Origin of the sequence: uncultured Tenacibaculum sp. (assembly GCF_947502995.1) — a bacterium.
GTDB lineage: Bacteria > Bacteroidota > Bacteroidia > Flavobacteriales > Flavobacteriaceae > Polaribacter.
On the sequence record NZ_CANNBW010000017.1, the window covers coordinates 42,547 to 57,932 of the forward strand.

Here is a 15,386-nt window from a genome sequence, read left to right on the forward strand (position 1 = left end):
TTTGTTAAAAGTACCTATATTTACATTTCAAAATAGTGTAATCTAATGGAGCTATACAAAGAAAATCAACTGAAAATTTATAATTCACTTTCTAAATCTAAAGAAGTATTTGAAACCGTAACAGAAGGAAGAGTAGGAATGTATGTTTGTGGGCCAACAGTATACAGTAACGTACATTTAGGAAACTTAAGAACATTTATGTCGTTCGACATGGTGTTTAGGTATTTATTACATTTAGGTTACAAAGTTCGTTACGTAAGAAATATTACTGATGCAGGACACTTAGAAAGCGATGCAGAAGAAGGTGAAGATAAAATAGCTAAAAAAGCACGATTAGAACAAATAGAGCCAATGGAAGTTGTACAGCGTTATACTGTAGATTTTCATGATATTACGGCAAAATATAATTTTTTACCTCCAAGTATAGAACCAACAGCTACTGGTCATATTGTTGAACAAATTGAAATGATTAAAGAAATCATGGATAAAGGTTTAGCTTATGAAGTAAATGGATCTGTTTATTTTGATGTTGTTAAATACAACGAAGAAGGTAATAATTACGGGATTTTATCTGGTAGAAATATAGAAGATGCAATTCACAATACAAGAGCTCTAGATGGGCAATCTGAAAAGAAAAATCCTCAAGATTTTGCTCTTTGGAAACAAGCAAATGAATTTCATATTATGCGTTGGCCTTCGCCTTGGGGAGAAGGATTTCCAGGTTGGCATTTAGAATGTTCTGTTATGAGCTCTAAATATTTAGGAGATCAAATTGATATTCATGGTGGAGGAATGGATTTAAAATTTCCTCATCACGAATGTGAGATAGCACAATCTCATGCTTGTTCAGGAGTTCAACCAGTTAATTATTGGATGCATGCTAACATGTTGTTGTTAAACGGACAAAAAATGTCTAAATCAACAGGAAATAGTATCTTACCTGGTGAAATTTTAACAGGTGAAAATTCAATTTTAAGTAAAGCTTTCGGGCCTGGAGTAGTGCGTTTTTTCATCATGCAAGCTAATTACAGAAGTGTGTTAGATTTTTCTAACGATGGATTATTAGCTTCTGAAAAAGGTTATAATCGTTTAATGGAAGCAGTTTCATTATTAAGTGCCTTAAAAACTAGCGGAAGTTCTTCTTTTGATGTTGTAAAATGGAGACAAGAATGTTATGATGCTATGAACGATGATTTTAATACACCAATAGCAATAGCAAAACTTTTTGATGCAGTTAAATTCATTAATCAGATTAAAGATAATAAAGCAACAATAACTTCTGAAGATTTAGAGTTACTAACAAAAACAATGAATGCTTTTGTTTATGATATTTTAGGATTAGTAAATGATGCTAAAGATCAAGGATCAAATAAACTAGATGGAACAGTAGAGTTATTAATTAAGTTAAGAAAAGAAGCAAGAGAAAATAAAGACTGGGCTTTATCTGATAAAATTAGAGATGAATTAGCAGAATTAGGAATTCAGTTAAAAGATGGTAGAGAAGGAACAACGTTTACTGTAAACTAATTTTTTTGAAAAAAATACTAATATATCCGTTCGTTTTATTAATTCGTTTTTATCAAACAGCAATATCTCCATTTACACCTGCTACTTGTAGATATAATCCTACATGTTCAGCTTATACATTAGAAGCTTTAAAAAAACATGGATTATTTTACGGAGGTTGGTTAGGTTTAAAAAGAATTTTTAGCTGTCATCCTTGGGGTGGAAGTGGTTATGATCCAGTACCGGAAAAGAAAACAAAAAACAAAAACTAAACTTATTTACAATACATGAATTTTTTAGCAATTACTTGGGATTGGGATCCGGAAATCTTTAACATTGGAGGTTTTAGTGTCCGTTGGTATAGCTTAATGTTTGTTATAGCATTTATATTAGGAACACATTTAATGAAAAAGATCTTTACGCAAGATGGAATTTCTCATGATAAAATGGATCCGTTATTTATGTATACTTTCATATCTATGTTAATAGGTATGCGTTTAGGAGAAGTTTTCTTTTACAATTGGCCAGATTATCAAGATAATCTTTGGAAAATCATTTTACCTTTTGAAAAAAGGGAAGGAGCTGAAGCTTTTTTTGGTTTAATTAAAGGATGGAAATTTACTGGGATTTCAGGTTTTGCTAGTCATGGAGCAGCAGTGGCAATACCAATTGCTTTATATTTTTATGCGAAAAAACATTTAAATAAATCTTGGTTATTTATTCTAGATAGAATGGGAATTATGGTTGCCTTAGCTGGATTTTTCATTAGAATGGGAAATTTTTTCAATTCAGAAATTTATGGAAAATTAACAGGAACGAGTTTTGGTGTAATTTTTAAAAGAGCAGGAGAGAGATATCCTGCACATCCTACACAATTGTATGAAGCATTTAGTTATTTAGCTTTATTCTTTATCCTTTGGAGATTATACTGGAAAACAGATAAAAAACTTAAAGAGGGCTATTTATTTGGAGTTTTTATGGTTGCTTTGTGGTCTTTACGATTTACAATAGAATTTTTAAAGAAGCCTCAAGTAGATGCAAGAGAAGATTGGATTTTAATGTTTAACACTGGGCAAGTACTTAGTATTCCTTTAATTTTAATAGGTCTTTGGTTTATTTTTAGAAAACCAAAAGAAACAAATTAAAAGCCAGAAAGATTATAAATTAATGAAATGCAGAAATACTTTTTAAGTTCTGCATTTTTTTTTGCTAAATTTCAACCGTCTAATTTTAATAGTTTATTTAAAAGCTATTCTATTCATATTTATTAACTAATTACTACAAAATCAATGATTAGAATTGTGAGTTTTCTTGCCTTGTTTTTTATAGGTATTTCTATTTTTGGTCAGAATAAAGCAGAAGAATTACTTAAAAAACTAGATAAAAGTACTGAAGTTGACGATCGAATTGCCTATTTAGATACGTTAACTAATCTCATGGTACGTAAAAATCATCCAAAGAAATTAGAATATTTACAAAAGTATGTAGCACTTACTACAAAAGAAGGAGAGTTTGATTTAGCTGCAAATAAATCTAGATTTATTATTCAAGAGTATATTAATAAAGGTGAATCAGAAGCAGCTTTTAAAGAGATTAAAAATCAATTAAATAATGTAAGTAAATTCAAGAAAAAAAATTCTGAAGCTCATATTTTACTTAAAAGAGCAGCTTATTATTACAATAAAGAGCAGTTAGATAGTGCAGCAATAGATTATGATAGATCTGGTGATCTTTTCTTAGAAAGTAAAGATTCTATTTTTACTGCAGATTCACGTTTTTTTGCTGGTCAGGTTTATTTTGATTTAAACAATTTTATAAATAGTGTAAAACGTTTTGAGGAAGCCTATGAGTTATACAATAAATTAGGCGATGCTAGTTATGCTAACTATGCATTAAATGAACTATCGAGTTTATATGGTAAAAACGGATTTCATGATAAAGCTATTTATGAGAGAAAAAGAATTTTAGCAGGAGCTAAAAAAGTGAATGATCCCGTAGCAATTTCTTATGCTTATTCACATTTATTTACGTCACATATCAAAAAAAATAAATTTGATATGGCCAGAAAGTATTTAGATTCTATGCATACAGCTTCTAAAAGCATTAAGAATGAAATGAGAAGAAATGGATTTAATCTTCACTTAGCTAAAATGAATACTAAATATTATTTAAAAGCTAATAATTTAGATAGTGTTGCAAAGTATTTAAAAGATTTCGAACAGAAATTAAAGCTTAATGAGCGAGGAGATCAATTTCATAAGAATTCCTTTTTATCTTATTCAGGACAGTATTACAAAGCAAAATCTGATTATTCTACCGCTGAAAATTATTACAAGAAATTACTTGATAAAAACAACAAATTAGGAGATGTAAAAATGATAATGGAAGCTAATAAACAGCTTTCAGAAGTTTTAGCAGCTCAAAATAAGTTAGAAGAATCATATCCGTATTTAAAAGCATATTCAATTGCTAAAGATTCAGAAGAAAAAAGAATAACAACGAATACTTTTTTATACTATCAATCTGAATTTGAAACTCAAAGAAAGGATAATGAAATTTTTAAAAATGAAACTGAAATTACTTTATTAGAAAAAGATAAAGAGATAGGAGAAGCTAAACGAAAAGTCTTATGGATAATTTTAATAGCTGTACTAATATTATCTGCTGTAGCAATATATTTAATTTGGTTAAGAGGAAATATAAAACGAAAAGCATTAGCCAAAAAGTTAGCTAAAAATCAAAAAGATTTAGAAGATTTTACCAATCAACTTTTAGAAAAAAGTAAAGTTCAAGAGTCTTTAACTCTAGAATTAGAAAAATTAAAAGAAGAAATAGGTAATCAAAAATCAATAGAAAAAATTAGAGATTTAACAGCAACAAAGATTTTAACTTCAGATGATTGGTATATCTTTAAAGAAAAGTTTACCAAAGTTCACCCAACCTTTTTTATTGGATTGAAAAATAAAGGTTATAATCTTACTAAATCTGAAGAACGTTTGTTAGCGATGGAAAAACTATACTTGGATACAAAACAGATAGCTACTATGTTAGCAATTTCAGATGATAGTGTAGTAAGAAGTAGATCTCGTCTTCGTAAGAAAGTAAACGCACCTAAAGGAAGTTCTATATTAGAATATCTTGAAGCTTCTTAATAAACTATAATTTTAATAAATAGTTATTTAAAGAATCATCTTTAGTAAGACCAAGTTTCTTCTTTAATCGAAATTTAGTAGATTTTACTGCTTCTAAACTTGTATTTCTTACGTGAGCAATTTCAGATCTAGAGAGACCAACTTTAATTAAAGAGCAAATTTCAACATCTGTTTTAGTAAGTTCAGGATGTTTTGTTTTTAACCTTTTTAAGTATTTGTTGTTCAATTTTTTTATATTTTTTTTAAAAAGGTTGATTTTCTCTTCTTCTATTTCTTGATCATTTTTTAATTGATTAATAACTAATTGTACTGATTGTTGTAATTCTTTATCAGATAATTCTTGAGGTTTTTCTGTAGATATTCCTTTTGTATCAAATGAAGATATATTATTCTCATTTACTGTTGTAATTTCTGATGTTACTTGATCTTTCTTTAAACGCTTATAGCTGAAATAAATTATTAATAAAAGAACTGTTATTACAATAACCATTATAATGCTATATAACTTACTTTGCAGTTTTTGATTTTTAATTTGAATGCTTAACAGTTTTCTTTCTCTTGCTTTTATAAGGCTATCTTTTAACTGTTTTTTCTCGTATTCATTTAAAATTTCTAAAGCTTTTAGTTCACGAGTCTTTTTAATACTATTTATTTCTTTATCAATTTTATTGTATTTTTCAATATCATTAAACGCTAAATCATACTTTTTCATAGCTTTATATATCTTACTTCTAATTTTATATGCGTTGAGAAGATATTGTTTAGAGTCTTCTGAAATAGCCATTTCTATACTATCATTAGCATAAATTAGAGCTTTGTCGTAATCATTAGTCCGTAAGTAAATATTAGCAATATTGGAGAGAGTTTTAATAATAGAACGTTTCTTATTTATTAATCTAGTGTACTTTAAATACTCTAAATAAATATGAAGAGCTTTGTCGTATTCTTTCTGAATAGAATATAATGAAGCTTTATTAGCAATTGCTTGTTGCTTCCCTTCTTCATAATCGCTCAATTCAAAGTAATGAATAGCTTTATCTAGTACATAAAAAGAAGAATCTATTTGTTTTGAATTTTTATAACAGGCAGACATCATGCTGTAGTTATTAGCAAGATTTTTGTACCTTTTATTAGCTAAATTTATAGCTATTGCTTTTTTAAATAATCGAATTGATTTTTGATGTTCTTTCTTAATTCTATATACGAACGCTATATTGTGATAAATGGTAGAAAGTTGTACTGTATCATTTATTTTTATATAAATTTTTTTGGCAGCATAGTAATCTTTTAAAGCACCACTGTAATCAGATTTTCTTCTTTTATAAATTCCAGAATTACCATATGCTTTAGCTCTTTGTAATCTAGTATCGTAGTTGGCTAAATCGAGAATTTCATGAATTTGATTGCAATACACAATTACTTTGTTGTAATCTCTTTTTTTTTGGTATTCAGCAAGTTTAATTAAAGCTTCAACTTTTAAAGAATCAGTTTCAGCTTTTTGTAAAGCACTTTCTAGTTTTACTAAAGTTGTATCGATTTTTTGTGCTTGTACAACAATGGATATAAACAGAAAAACATAGGAGACAAGTTTTTTCATGTTATGATTAATAATTGGTTTTTCTTCTTTAAAATAGTTTTTCATGTTAAGTTAAAAAATGAAGGTCAACCTCAGAAGTATAGTCGACCCTCACATAAAATCCCCGGTTTTAACTTTAAAATCCTTCACCAGGAGCTTCAGGTGAAGCTGCTTGTGCTTTTTTAGGACTCAAAATCAAGTACGTTCCAATGGCAGTTAATGCGGTATATTTTCCAAAATTCCCGATTTTTTTTAAAGCTTCTTTACGGGTAATTTCTTTTTGATTATTGTTCATCTTATTTACTCTATTATTTTACTTATTCCTATACTTTCTAATTGTATTTTCAACAATGCTTATACTTACTTTTTTAATTAAATATTTCAGATAATTTTTCATTTCAGTGTTTACGTTTTAAGCATGGTGCAATAGTATTTCATTTTTTTAATTAGAAAAAGGAATCGTAGGGTGCAAAAGAGGGTGCAATTCGTATAAACCTTTGTTTTATAGGTGTTTTTTTAGTTTTTATGAACCCTTAGTTGGTTTTTAGTATTAGAGTTTTGTTTCAGAGAATAAGCTAATTATTTCTTAGCTAGAAAAAGGCCAGTTTCTAAACCGACCTTTTGAGAATACTCCTAGTGTTAACTTAAAACCCGTCAAACCCTTCACCAGGAGCTTCAGGAGAAGCTGCTTGCGCTTTTTTAGGATTCAATATTAAATATGTTCCTAAAGCAGTTAAAGCTGTATATTTTCCGTAGTTACCTATTTTTTTTATTGCCTCTTTTCGTGTTATATTATTTTGATTATTTTTCATGATATCTACCTGCAATTATTCTATGATTATTTTTTTACTTGAATTTGATGTTTCCGATTGAAGTTTAACAATATAAACTCCAGGAGTAACATCGTTTAAATTAATTTTTGAAGAAGTAGTTGGATCAATTTTAGTATTTACAACCTCTTTTCCTAGAATTGAATATATTCTCACAGCTGTGGTAGAACTAATTCCAGTGATGGTAATTTCTTTAGTGCTTGATTTAAAGATATTAACCTTGTCAGATACTAAATTTTCATCTTCTGTATTTAAAACTTTAGCACTTGTATGTAAGTAAAATCTACCAGTTGTATTTTCTGTATCTTCTACTTTTATCTTATAAGTATCATCACCAAGTTCTACAAAAGTGCTGTTTAATTTATCTTCTAAATAGATGTTCGTATCAGAAGGTAATTCAGTAGTAAGAATAGAAAACTCAACTTCAGTATTTTTTTCAGCAACTAAACCTACTGGAATTACAACATCTCCAAATTCACTAATTGGTAATGATTGTACTGTAAAATTAGTTGTAGTACTTTCATCTGCAAGTTGAGTGAAAACATCTAAGTTTGCACCTTCGAAATTTCCAATATCATAACCAGCATCTAATCCTTTTGTAGCTGTATCTGTAAATAAAATTTTAGTAGTAACTTTATTACCATTAGCACTTACATTTAATTCTATTTTAGAACTTTCTTTTGTGTTTACAAATCTCATAGAACTTCCACTAGAAATATCTATTCCTCTTTGACTTTGACTAAAAGTTACTTCAGTTTCTCCTGATTTTGTTCTAATAAAGAAACCTTGTCCTGGAGCTAATTTACTCTCAGCATCAACTAAAGAAGTTGCTACATATTTGTTTTGAGCAATATCCCAAGTATACACAGCCATAAATGAAGGATCGAATTTACTAGAGTTATTAGCGATAAAGTTATCACCAGAAACATCATTTATAGGGAAATAAGCAGTATATGGATTTCCAATAGCATTCCATTCGCCTTGTGCAACAGTTTTAGTTACATCGTTAGTTGCTATAGTTCCTGTAAAAGATACACTACCGTTAGAAGCTCTAGATATAGCATAACTTCTACCTACTTCGAAAGTAAGTGAATTTGAAGCTAAATCGTCAGTAGTATAATATACCCATTTAGAACCATCTGCATTGCTATCATCATAGTATGCAATGGCATATCTATTTGGTGTAGCAGTTGTGTTAATACGAACATCATTTGTAACATCTTCTGCAAATTCTTTAATACTTTGTCCGTCTACAGGTGCTGTAATTACTGTCCATTCATTTGCAACTAAACCGTTTTGTTGAAAAGTAACTTCTCCAGTTGCACTTCCGTTTACAATAAAAACACTGCTATTACTAGCATCAGCTTCAACAGTAATTGCACCACTGTTCGTTAAATCTCCATTTACGTTTAATACACCATTTGAAATAGTTAAATCAGCTCCAGAATTGATTATTAAATCATTTATTACATAGCTTCCAGTGTTTAAAATAGGATCATTGGTAACATCTGGAATTGTTACATTATTTGTTGTATTTGGTATTGCAGTATTATCCCAATTTGAAGTTACTCCCCAAAAAGCACTAGATGCTCCTGTCCAGTTTACATCACTTACCAAAGCAGCTCCTGTCGAATCGTAACTATCTCCTGTAATTTGAGTTCCTGGTTCTCCTGTACAATCTGCAGTTCCAAAGGCGACAGCAGTTGTAGGTCCACATGCTGTATAAAATTGATCTAAGAAAACACCACCAGTTTCAAAAGAAACATTAGGAGATTTACTTACATCAGTATATTTAATTTTAATGCTGTATAAATATTGTGGTGTACTATTTACAACTGGCATTCCAACAGTTCCGCTACTTGCTAATTGTTGAAAAGATGTAGAAACTCTAGAAATTGTGTTATCGTTAACAATAAATGATTGATAAGCTTTTACAGTACCTCCAAAAAAACCAGTAGCTAAAATAGATCCATCAGGTTGTGACATTTCAAAGTTGTTATTAGCATGAACATTTTCTCCAAATGCTTCTGTATTGTAATTAAAATATATTTGTCCAGAACCAACAATAAAGTCTGTATCAGAAGCAATGTAAATATCAGCTTCATAGAAATCGTCTGTTCCGTCGTTTGTGTTTCTTGCGTTTACAAAAGAAAAACTAATGTTTTGTGAAAATAGTTGGCTAGTGCAGGCAACTAAAAAAATGAATAGTAAATTTCTCATCATGAATAATTGTTATTTTTTATCTTTTTACTCTTAAACCTTTTTTGATTTTTTATAAGTTATGTTGAGGTTTTTTGTAGAGTTTTAATACATTGTTTTTAAAAATTATACTCTTTGAATATTGATTATTCTCATTGACATTCCATTAAAAGATTTTTCAATTCTAATCTTCGATAACCAGAAAAAACTTCCACGATAAACTATCGGCAGATAGGCAAATTTTCTAATCTCTCTTCTAACTTTAAATCTTTTGTTCTTAATTAGTTTCATAATTGTTTGGGGTTAAAATTGTTCTCCTTTACCAATATTGGTATTTAGTATGTTTGTTATATCTATGTTTTGTATTTGTCCGTTTAGATCTAAATCTTGCTTTAAATACCCAGAGTTTCCTAAAGCCTGAATTATAGAGTTGATATCTATATTTTGAATTTGTCCATTTTCATCGTTATCACCAGCAATAAGCGCATAAGTTTTTGTTCCATCTGCAGGATTTGTATATACTAAGTGTAGTGCATCAGTACCACCAAGAATGCTAGTTTTATCTGTAAAATCTACATGAAGTACTGAAGAAGTTAAGTTTACTGTATTGCTAGTTATAATTGCTAAATGATTGCGATGAGATACAGCAATGAAATAGGTATTACTCGTTTCTGCAAAAGTTAAATTTGTAGAACTATTTTCTGGGTCAATTAAAGTTCCGTTACGTTGTAGTAAAAATGATTTACTTGAAATGATTTTAGTGAAATCGGAAGCATCTCTAAGTTGAAGTTCAATCCAATCTACAATTGCTGTTTCGCCAGTTGTATTAAATATATTAGAATCACAAGTTAAATGATCTGTGTAAGGAGAATTACTTGGTAAAACACCATTAATTCTTAGATCGTCTCTCATTAAATGTTCTTCATCTGAAGTAACATTTTTCATAGCTCCTTCTAAAAATAGTTTAGCAGTAAATTGAATAGAACAAGCATTTTTTACCTGATCAAAACTTGAGTAATTTCCAGAATCAGCATAAAAAGAAGAAAAACTAGGTAAGCTTCCATAATTAGCAAAGTTTGCTAATCCACAAACATTAGAAGTATTTGGAATATATAATGACCAATAATTTCCATTTACAGCTCTTAAAGATGTTAAATTAATTGATTGAAGATTTTCTTCAGCTAGGTAATGATCAATACTACCATTATCAATATTTAAAGAAACTAAATTCTGTAATCCATCAACATTTAATAAACCGTTACCAGAGATATTAATTTGCCCAATATTTGTTAACGATTCAAAACCATCTAATGAAGTTAAAGAACTATTATCTAGTAGTAATAAATAACCAACAGTTGAGATATTAGGAAAACCATTCATGTTTGTAATCCCTGTATTACGAATCGTTAATCTATCAAGAATTGTAATATTTTGAATTCCGTTTAAAGAATTAAAGTTGGAACAGTTTTGAACACTTAACGAGGTCATAGTTGTAAAACCATCTAAACCACTAAAGTTTCCAATTGTATCGTTATTTTTTATTTCAATATTATCTGTAGAATTTACTTTTAAACCAGAGAAATCAGTAAAACTATTACAGTTATCAATTGTAATACTTTCAATAGTATTTGTATTAGATAATCCATTAAAGTTTTCAAAAGCAGTTGCGTCTGTAATTGAAAGATCACCTAATGAACTAACATTATTAATTCCACTTAAATCGATTAATTTATTGCAAGTATCGATGGTAAGATCGTTTAAAGATGTTATGTTTTCTGCACCAATTAGGCTTGAAATAGAAAGATATTTTAACGAGAAAAGAGAAGTAACACTATCTAAGTTTGTAATTCCAGACAAAAAAGATAATGAAGTACAATTTTCAATTTCAAAAGTTGTAACTGTTTGTAGGTTGCTTAAACCATTTAAGTTAACAATAGTATTTAATCCTCTAAATTTTAATCTAGGTAGATTACTAACATTTGGAAAATAGTTCAAATTAATTAAGGCTGTTAAATCTGAAAATAAGATTTCACTAACACTAGTTATATTCTGTAATCCTTCTAATGAAGTAATTACAGCATTGCTTTGTACAATTAAGCGATTAACACTTTGTAATTTACTAAGATCATTAAGATTTAAAAGATTAGGTTCTGTAATTGTAAGGTTTTTTACAGCTGTTAAATTGTGTAAACCTTGTAAATCTGTTAGTTTGTTATATCCTATAGAAATATCGAAATCAACATCAGTTAAATGATTAAAAACACTGATATCTGTTAAAGCATAATTTGAAGTTACTGCAATTGATGAAACTGTAGAGATATTACCAATTCCATTTAATGTTATAATAGCATCATTTCCAGTAATGGTTAATCCATTTCCGATTGAAGTTAAATTATCTAATGCAGTTAAATCAATTAAACTATCGTTATTGTTTATTGATAAAGAGCTACCAATACTTTCAATACCCTGAAGTCCATTTAAATTAGTAAGACTAGTACTAGAAATAGATAAAAGTCCTGTGACACTTTTAATCTTATTATTTAACCCAGATATATTATTCACTGATGCGCTAGAAATTACTAAGTTTCCAGAAATTGTAGTACAATCGGCATAGTTGTTTATAAAATCATCAACTGCAGTTTGAGAGTTAAGATAAATAGATCCTGAAGGGCATTGGGCAAATAGGGGAAGCCCAATGCTCAGGAATAACATAGAAATTAGCACAGATAATTTCCATGTTTGTAGTTGTAATTTTATATTGTGATAAATCATGGGGATATAATGTTTTTAAAATTGTTCTCCTTTTCCGATGTTAGGATTTAAAAGATTATTGATGTCAGAATTCTGTACCTGACCATTCATATCTAAATCAGCTTTGTTATAGCTTGAAATTCCTAATAATTGAATAACTGAATTTGTATCAATATTTTGAATTTGTCCATTTTCATCAAAATCACCAGAGATCATTGCAAAGATTCCGTTCCCCATATTTAAAACAGAATTTGTTCCACCAAATACAGCTGAAGAAGTATCACTAAGATTAACAGTTGTTGCTGTAGTTGTGTTTAAAGCAATTGGGTTTGTACTTATAATTCCTAAGTGATTTCTATGATTAATACCAACGAAATAACTATCTGAAGCCAATTCTACTTGCAGAGGAGAAACACCATCTACATCAACTAAATCTCCGTCTGCTTGTAGTAATGCAGATTGACTTGCAAGTACTACGGTTTTATCGTTTTTATCTCGTAAAGTAACCCAAACCCAATCGATAATTGCATCGTTTCCTGTATTGTTAAATACTGAAGATTCACAAGTTGCACTATCTGTATACGGACTAGTAGTTGGTAATAAACTGTTACTTCTTAAACTATCATCCATAGTTGTAGTTCCTGAAGTAGCCAAGGGTCCCTGTAAAAAAGCTATTGGAGAAAGTCTAATTTTAAGTGTGATTGCTTCTTGATGAAACCCTTGGTTTAATATTATTGTACCATTAGAATTAGTTGTAACAACTAGTTCTCCTATAGTAAAATTCATACTAGCGTTTGCATTGCTGAATGTTGTTCCGCTTGATCCAATTACAGTTCTTTCTATTGTTTGAGAAGACAAAGAAGATGTAATCAGCAATATTATAATGAATAAAAATTGTTTCATACTCTGATTATCTTTTACCAACGATGTTTACAATTGTCATAGCATCTGTTTCGGAATTATTATTTTCACTTTTAACCTTATAGGTTACTTTTCCTTGACCAAGCGTTATGATTTGACCAATTCTAGTTCTTGCTGTAGTTGAAAGACACGTAATTGTTACTGCTGGTATATCTGAAAAATGATTATTGTAATTGATGGTATATGTTTCATCACTTAAAGAAGTTGTAATACCACTTGAACCTGTAACATTTGAATTAATAGAACCATCTGCACTTATAATTAGGGATATCATTTCTACATTATTAGCTGCGCCAGCAGCTCTAAGATCATCACCATCTTGATCAATAATTATATTTCCATCAGTAGCGATGTTTTCATCAACTTTTAATTCTCCTTTTACTTGTAATAAATCATTGTCAAATTCCCCATAAACTAAATCTCTAATATGTAATTGATTAGAAAATGTACCACCTGCTCCTGCAGCAGTTCCGATCAATACATTAGAATCTCCATTTAAATTATATCCAGCAAAGTATCCAATAACAACATTACTTCTTCCTGATTGCGCACCTTCTGCTGCTTGATGTCCTATAATTATATTTCTATCAGTAAGATTCGAAAGGTTACTTGTATCATCGTATGATCCAAAGATTTGGTTTTCTGTAGAAGTAGTTGTTAGAATACCATCAAATTCAAAATTTCCAGTAGTTTTTACATCTCCAGAAACGTTTAACAATCCATCTTTGATGTTTACTTGATCTTTTCCGTTTGTAACAAAATGAATTTCGTCATTTTTACCAAATGTACTACCTGCACCAACAGTAATTAGAGTTGAAGAATTATCACGTTCTCCAACAGATTCAATTGTTGAAGTATATAACCAATTGGTAGTAGTAAAACCTTGATCTTTTTGATTTGAAGCACTTTGATCAGAACTTTGAGTACCCACAGCAATATTACCAATAACTGCAGTATCTGCTACATCTAAGCTGGTTTGTGGATTCGATTCTCCAATTCCTACGTTTCCATTAGCTAAAATTGCAATTCCTTCGTTATCTCCATCATTTGAAATCCAATTAGAATTAATTTGAATATTTCCTCCTGAAGAAATTTTAGCAGATGTAATTACATTACCACTTGCATCAAACTGAATTCCTTTATTATCGGTTCCGTCACCATTAATCCAGTGCGTATCTAAATTAATATTACTTCCAAGAAATAATTTATTGGAAGTGGTTACTCTTCCTGCATCTCCTATTAACAAACCTTCATCATCACCGTCATTAGAAATCCAGTTACCTCTAATTTTTAAATTCTCTGTTAGCGTGTGGTTTCCAAGATCGTCTCCATTTTCTACATATTTAGCTTGTAACGCATAAGGAACACTTAATAACTGTGTAGTTCCCATACTTACATAAGTTGTTCCTCCAGCTGTATCGATACTTACTTCTAAAAAGTGGCTATTAGATGCCCAATCTATTGTTGAAAAAGTATCTGCTGTTGTTCCTTGTCCTACTACTAAACTAAAAACTCCATATGCATTTGTTGTTGGCGTATGTGTTTCTGTATATATTACAGTTCCAGTTGCAGTTGTTTGATGTAGTTTAAACTGAACACCTATATTAGCGTTTGCTAATATCTCTCCTGAAGCATTTCTAACTACCGATTGATAATTGAAACCTTCTGGAGTTTGTGAATAAGCTATTAAAGAAAAAAGAAATAGTATTAAAAGAGTGCTTAATCTTTTTGTACAAATTGAATTAAAATTGTTGTATGAATCTTTTATAAATTTCATGACCAGGGTGTGTTATTTTATCTATAAATTTTTATTTAAAAAGTGATAATTACTTTATAAAGTTTAAAATCCAGGCTCTTGGATTTAGTCTTAAACGGCTAAGTAAAATCACACTGCAATACTATTTGATTTTAGAGATTTAAAAAAGAAATCGTAGGGTGCAAAACGGGGTGCAAAAAACAAAAAACCCCATTTTACTAGGGGTTTGAGGTGTTTTTTCTTGAACCCCTATAATGATGTTATTAAAAAAAACACATTTAAAAAGGTCTTTAGTTTTTTTATTGAAGAGATCTTAAGTTATGTTTTTGTTTAAAAAATATTCTTGAGAAAAATAAAGTGAAACATGAATTCATAAATAGATGATTTCACAACATGAATTTTGATTAGAAAAATGCTTTTATGATTTTATTTAAAATCAAATAATCTTTAATTTTTATGAATCAGTTTAATTATCATAACAAGTAATTTTATGACTAAAGTTTATTGTAAAAATTTAAAACAATTTAAGTTGTATTTTATTTACTAATTAATGGAGGAATTATTTTTATTAAAATATGTAGCTATTAAAGAAAAAGAGATAATACATTTTTTAGTTTGTATTATCTCTTATTGATATAAGTAATATAATAATTGAGTAAGCTTAATTTTTCTTCATAATAAAATATATTTTGAAG

11 protein-coding genes are annotated in these 15,386 nt (G+C 29.1%); 4 read left to right on the top strand and 7 right to left on the bottom strand.

Features of this window, described 5'->3' with window-relative positions; all coding sequences use genetic code 11:
* Positions 1 to 45 precede the first annotated feature (45 nt).
* The 4 genes from cysS (at position 46) to Q1A46_RS14755 (ending at position 4,658) form a co-directional block, all read left to right on the top strand.
* On the top strand, positions 46 to 1,527 hold the full coding sequence (cysS, locus tag Q1A46_RS14740; RefSeq protein WP_299680308.1) for a cysteine--tRNA ligase: 1,482 nt from the start codon (positions 46 to 48) through the stop codon (positions 1,525 to 1,527).
* 5 nt (positions 1,528 to 1,532) lie between these two features.
* Entirely contained in the window at positions 1,533 to 1,778 is a 246-nt protein-coding gene (gene yidD, locus Q1A46_RS14745; protein ID WP_299680310.1) for a membrane protein insertion efficiency factor YidD, read from the top strand.
* Between the two features lie 15 nt (positions 1,779 to 1,793).
* Positions 1,794 to 2,651, top strand: coding sequence for a prolipoprotein diacylglyceryl transferase (gene lgt, locus Q1A46_RS14750; protein WP_299680312.1), 858 nt, complete (start codon positions 1,794 to 1,796; stop codon positions 2,649 to 2,651).
* 144 nt (positions 2,652 to 2,795) lie between these two features.
* A complete protein-coding gene (locus tag Q1A46_RS14755; RefSeq protein WP_299680315.1) occupies positions 2,796 to 4,658 on the top strand; it encodes a hypothetical protein in 1,863 nt (620 codons plus the stop codon).
* Positions 4,659 to 4,662: 4 nt separating this feature from the next.
* Here Q1A46_RS14755 and Q1A46_RS14760 read toward each other — a convergent pair whose 3' ends face one another.
* The 7 genes from Q1A46_RS14760 to Q1A46_RS14790 form a co-directional block, all read right to left on the bottom strand.
* Positions 4,663 to 6,300 carry a tetratricopeptide repeat protein gene (locus Q1A46_RS14760; protein ID WP_299680318.1) on the bottom strand — a complete coding sequence of 546 codons (1,638 nt, stop codon included), beginning with the start codon at positions 6,298 to 6,300 and terminating at the stop codon, positions 4,663 to 4,665.
* A 70-nt stretch (positions 6,301 to 6,370) separates the two neighbouring features.
* The gene (locus tag Q1A46_RS14765; protein ID WP_299680321.1) at positions 6,371 to 6,529 is read right to left on the bottom strand and encodes a hypothetical protein; all 159 of its coding nucleotides are present in this window, start codon (positions 6,527 to 6,529) and stop codon (positions 6,371 to 6,373) included.
* Between the two features lie 349 nt (positions 6,530 to 6,878).
* Entirely contained in the window at positions 6,879 to 7,046 is a 168-nt protein-coding gene (locus tag Q1A46_RS14770; RefSeq protein WP_299680323.1) for a hypothetical protein, read from the bottom strand.
* A 15-nt stretch (positions 7,047 to 7,061) separates the two neighbouring features.
* Positions 7,062 to 9,284, bottom strand: a complete 2,223-nt coding sequence (locus Q1A46_RS14775) for a T9SS type A sorting domain-containing protein (RefSeq protein WP_299680326.1) — start codon at positions 9,282 to 9,284, stop codon at positions 7,062 to 7,064.
* A gap of 282 nt (positions 9,285 to 9,566) precedes the next feature.
* Positions 9,567 to 12,035, bottom strand: a complete 2,469-nt coding sequence (locus tag Q1A46_RS14780) for a hypothetical protein (RefSeq protein ID WP_299680329.1) — start codon at positions 12,033 to 12,035, stop codon at positions 9,567 to 9,569.
* Between the two features lie 15 nt (positions 12,036 to 12,050).
* Positions 12,051 to 12,917: a hypothetical protein gene (locus Q1A46_RS14785; protein WP_299680332.1), complete on the bottom strand. Its 867-nt coding sequence runs from the start codon at positions 12,915 to 12,917 to the stop codon at positions 12,051 to 12,053.
* A 7-nt stretch (positions 12,918 to 12,924) separates the two neighbouring features.
* Entirely contained in the window at positions 12,925 to 14,712 is a 1,788-nt protein-coding gene (locus tag Q1A46_RS14790) for a hypothetical protein (protein ID WP_299680335.1), read from the bottom strand.
* Between the last annotated feature and the right edge of the window lie 674 nt (positions 14,713 to 15,386).

Bases quoted from the DNA above. Each gene is read 5' to 3' on its own strand.
- cysS (WP_299680308.1), top strand. From the start codon at position 46: ATGGAGCTATACAAAGAAAATCAACTGAAAATTTATAATTCACTTTCT.
- lgt (WP_299680312.1), top strand. From the start codon at position 1,794: ATGAATTTTTTAGCAATTACTTGGGATTGGGATCCGGAAATCTTTAAC.
- Q1A46_RS14755 (WP_299680315.1), top strand. From the start codon at position 2,796: ATGATTAGAATTGTGAGTTTTCTTGCCTTGTTTTTTATAGGTATTTCT.
- Q1A46_RS14760 (WP_299680318.1), bottom strand. From the start codon at position 6,300: ATGAAAAACTATTTTAAAGAAGAAAAACCAATTATTAATCATAACATG.
- Q1A46_RS14765 (WP_299680321.1), bottom strand. From the start codon at position 6,529: ATGAACAATAATCAAAAAGAAATTACCCGTAAAGAAGCTTTAAAAAAA.
- Q1A46_RS14770 (WP_299680323.1), bottom strand. From the start codon at position 7,046: ATGAAAAATAATCAAAATAATATAACACGAAAAGAGGCAATAAAAAAA.
- Q1A46_RS14775 (WP_299680326.1), bottom strand. From the start codon at position 9,284: ATGAGAAATTTACTATTCATTTTTTTAGTTGCCTGCACTAGCCAACTA.
- Q1A46_RS14780 (WP_299680329.1), bottom strand. From the start codon at position 12,035: ATGATTTATCACAATATAAAATTACAACTACAAACATGGAAATTATCT.
- Q1A46_RS14785 (WP_299680332.1), bottom strand. From the start codon at position 12,917: ATGAAACAATTTTTATTCATTATAATATTGCTGATTACATCTTCTTTG.
- Q1A46_RS14790 (WP_299680335.1), bottom strand. From the start codon at position 14,712: ATGAAATTTATAAAAGATTCATACAACAATTTTAATTCAATTTGTACA.